The following is a 3,754-nucleotide window of genomic DNA, read 5'->3' as shown; positions in this document are numbered from 1 at the left end:
GGCGCCGCTAGCTCAGTTGGTTAGAGCAGCTGACTCTTAATCAGCGGGTCCGGGGTTCGAGTCCCTGGCGGCGCACAGACAGCCGGAAGGCCCCTCGTGAGAGCGAGGGGGCTTCCGGCGTTTACGGGCCCCAGAAGCCGGTCCACGTGGCGCCGGGCGCCGGACGGGGGCGATCCCGTCCGGCGCCCGGCGGGGGCGGTCGGTCAGCGGCGGTCGGTCAGCGGCGGAAGTAGCTGTCGAAGTTCTTGGAGAACTCACGGCCGCCGAACTGGTCCCAGTTGATCGACCAGGTCATCAGGCCGCGCAGGTTCGGCTGGGGGCCGGCCTTGGGGACGTAGCTGCCGCAGTTGGTGGCCTTGGTGAGGCAGTCCAGCGCCTTGTTGACCTCGGCGGGGGCGACGTAGCCGTTGCCCGCGTTGGTGGTGGCCGGCATGCCGATGGCGACCTTGCTCGCGGGCAGCGCCGGGAACACGTTGCTGGTGTTGCCCGCCACCGGGAAGCCCTTGAGCAGCATGTCGGTCATCGCGACGTGGAAGTCGGCGCCGCCCATCGAGTGGTACTGGTTGTCCAGGCCCATGATCGAGCCGGAGTTGTAGTCCTGGACGTGCAGCAGGGTGAGGTCGTCGCGCAGGGCGTGGATCACCGGCAGGTAGGCGCCGGCGCGCGGGTCCTGGCCGCCCCACGGGCCGGACCCGTAGTACTGGTAGCCGAGTTGGACGAAGAAGGTCTCCGGGGCCATGGTGAGGACGAAGTTCGGGCCGTACTTGGCCTTCAGCGTCTTCACGGCGGAGATCAGGTTGACGACGACCGGGCTGGTCGGGTTCTTGAAGTCGGTGTCGCCGGTGTTCAGCGAGAGCGAGTGGCCCTCGAAGTCGATGTCGAGGCCGTCCAGCCCCCACTTGTCGATGATCGCCGAGACCGAGCTGACGAAGGCGTCGCGGGCGGCCGTGGTGGTGAGCTGGACCTGGCCGTTCTGGCCGCCGATCGAGATCAGCACCTTCTTGCCCTTGGCCCGCTTGGCGGCGATCGCGGCCTTGAAGTCCGCGTCGGACTCCACCCCCGGGCACTCGGTGACCGGGCAGCGGTTGAACCGGATGTCGCCGGAGGTGACGGAGGTGGGCTCGCCGAAGGAGAGGTTGATGAAGTCCCAGGAGTCCGGGACGTCGGCGACCTTGGTGTAGCCGGCGCCGTTGGCGAAGCTGGCGTGCAGGTAGCCGACCAGGGCGTGGCTGCCGGCCGGCCCGGTGGGCGTCGCGGTGGGCGTCACGGTCGGGGTGACCGTCGGGGTCACGGTGGGCGTGACGGTCGGGGTCACCGTGGGGGTGACGGTGGGCGTGACCGTGGGCGTCACGGTGGGCGTCGGGCTGGGCGCGCCCGGGCCGTCCAGCGAGACGTCGTCCGCGTAGTAGGTGCCCTGGCCGTACCAGCCGTGGGTGTACACGGTGGCGCTGGTCTGGGTCGCGGACGTGGTGAAGCTGACGCTGAGCTTCTGGTAGGCGCCGCCGGTGCCCGGCGTCCAGGTGCTGGTGCCGCCGTCCACGCCGAGGTAGACGTACGAGCCCTTGAGGTACGCGCTGAGCGTGTAGGTGGTGTTGGGGGCGACCGTGACGGTCTGGGCGCAGCGGGCCGTGTCACCGGCCGAGGCGGCCGCGGCGAGGGCGTAACTGCCGCTGTGGGCCTGGCCGGTGACGACGCTGCCGGTGCCGGCGGAGCAGCTCCAGGGGCCGCTGGCCCCGCTCTCGAAACCGCCGTTGACCAGGAACTCCCCGGCCGAGGCGGCGGGCGCGAGGCCGAGGGTCAGGCCGACCATGGTCGCGGCGGCGACGGCCGAGGCGGTGCCGGCGGCGAGCAGTGTGCGGGGGCGCCGGCGGGGCGGGACGGGTGCGGCTACAGGTGTTCTGCGCATGCGGGGACTCCTGCGGGGGCGCGGATCGTGGGGGACGTCCGAGGGCACGGCGAAGGTACGTGCCAGTGGGGGTTCGGCCCGACCGCGCACCCTAGTTGGACTAGACCACTGAAGTGGATTCGGCCGTGCGGTGTCAATGGTCCAGACCGGTCGGACCCTGCCGCGCGGCGCGTCCGGTTGCCGCGCGTAACACCCCGTCGAACCATGGAGAGATGACGGCACCCGGCTACCTCCGCTACCCGCACCTGCGCGGGGGCCTGCTGGCGTTCACCGCCGAGGACGACGTCTGGATCGCCCCGCTCTCCCCCGGCGGCACCGTCGGCCGTGCCTGGCGGGTCAGCTGCGACCGGACCAGGGTCAGCCACCCCCGGATCTCCCCCGACGGCCGCACCCTGGCCTGGACCGCCTGGCAGAGCCCGACCCCCGAGATCTGGACCGCGCCGGTCGAGGGCGGCGAGGCCGTCCGGCTCAGCTACTGGGGCAGCCAGGACACCCGGCTGCGCGGCTGGCTGCCGGACGGCGAACTCCTCGCCGTCACCTCCTACCACGAGCCCTTCGGCCACTACACCTGGGCGCACGCGCTGCCGCCGGACGGCTCCCCCGGCCGCCGGATGCCCTGGGGGCCGGTCGGCGACGCCCAGCTGAGCCGGGCGCACACCGTGCTGCTCACCGGCTCGGCGCCGCACGAGCCGGCCGCCTGGAAGCGCTACCGGGGCGGCGCCACCGGCCGGCTCTGGGTGGACGGCGAGCAGGTCCTGGCCGGCCACCGGGGGCACCTCGCCTCGCCCATGCCGGTCGGCGACCGGATCGCCTTCCTCTCCGACCACGAGGGCATCGGCAACCTCTACTCCTGCCGCCCCGACGGCTCCGACCTGCGCCGGCACACCGACCACGCCTCCTACTACGCCCGCGAGGCCGCCACCGACGGCACCCGGATCGTCTACCAGCACGCCGGCGACCTCTGGGTGCTGGAGGGCCTGGACGCGCCCGCACCGCACCGGCTGCGGGTGCCGCTCGGCGGCGCCCGGGCCGGCCGGCGGCCGTACCAGGTGAGCGCCGCCTCCCACGTCAAGGACCTGGCCTGCGACCACACCGGCCGCGCCGGGCTGATCACCGTGCGGGGCAGCCAGTACTGGCTCACCCACCGGGACGGCCCGGCCCGGGCGCTCGCCGACACCCCGGGCGTGCGCACCCGGCTGCCGGTCCTGCTCGGGCACACCGGTGAGGCGGGCTGGATCACCGACGCGCAGGGCGAGGACGCGGTCGAGATCGTCCCGCTGCCCGGCCACGACGCCACCGGGCACGGGGGCGACGATCCGGGGACGGCGGCGGACGGCACGGGGACGGCGGCGGACGGCGCGCACACGGCGGCGGACGGCACGGGGACGCACCGGCACCGGGTGCTCGCCGCCGGCCGGCTCGGGCGCGTCCTGGAACTCACCGCCTCCCCCGACGGCACCCACCTGGCCGCCGCCGCCTCCGACGGACGGCTGCTGCTGGTCGCCACCGCGGACGGCGCCGTCCGCGAACTGGCCGCCTCCGAGTACGGACCGGTCGGCGGCGCCCGCTTCTCCCCCGACTCGCACTGGATCGCCTGGTCCCAGCCGGTCGCGGGCCGCTCCCTGCGCCGGATCCGGCTGACCCGCACCGACGTGCCCGCGCCGATCACCGAGATCACCGACGGCCGCTTCGAGGACGAGCAGCCGGTGTTCACCCGGGACGGCCGCTACCTGGCCTTCCTGTCCTGGCGCGGCTTCGACCCGGTGCACGACGTGCACACCGGCGACCTCTCCTTCCCGCTCGGCTGCCGCCCCTACCTCGTCCCGCTCACCGCCGACACCCCGTCCC

Annotated in this window: 1 protein-coding gene, 1 tRNA gene and 1 pseudogene; 2 read left to right on the top strand and 1 reads right to left on the bottom strand. The window is 73.8% G+C overall.

All coding sequences use genetic code 11. The annotated features are described in order from the left end of the window. Position 1 precedes the first annotated feature (1 nt). Positions 2-75 (top strand) — tRNA-Lys (locus ABT263_RS38540). Positions 76-217: 142 nt separating this feature from the next. Here the strand turns inward: ABT263_RS38540 and ABT263_RS38535 are convergent. Next, a complete protein-coding gene (locus ABT263_RS38535; RefSeq protein ID WP_502885936.1) occupies positions 218-1,906 on the bottom strand; it encodes a chitinase in 1,689 nt (562 codons plus the stop codon). A gap of 212 nt (positions 1,907-2,118) precedes the next feature. Between ABT263_RS38535 and ABT263_RS38530 the strand changes: the two are divergent. Continuing rightward, a pseudogene (locus tag ABT263_RS38530) lies at positions 2,119-3,754 on the top strand (peptidase S41); the annotation flags it as partial.

Source organism: Kitasatospora sp. NPDC001603, assembly GCF_040298365.1.
Taxonomy (GTDB): domain Bacteria; phylum Actinomycetota; class Actinomycetes; order Streptomycetales; family Streptomycetaceae; genus Kitasatospora.
This window is presented reverse-complemented; position numbering and strand designations above follow the sequence as displayed.

Bases quoted from the DNA above. Each gene is read 5' to 3' on its own strand.
- ABT263_RS38535 (WP_502885936.1), bottom strand. From the start codon at position 1,906: ATGCGCAGAACACCTGTAGCCGCACCCGTCCCGCCCCGCCGGCGCCCC.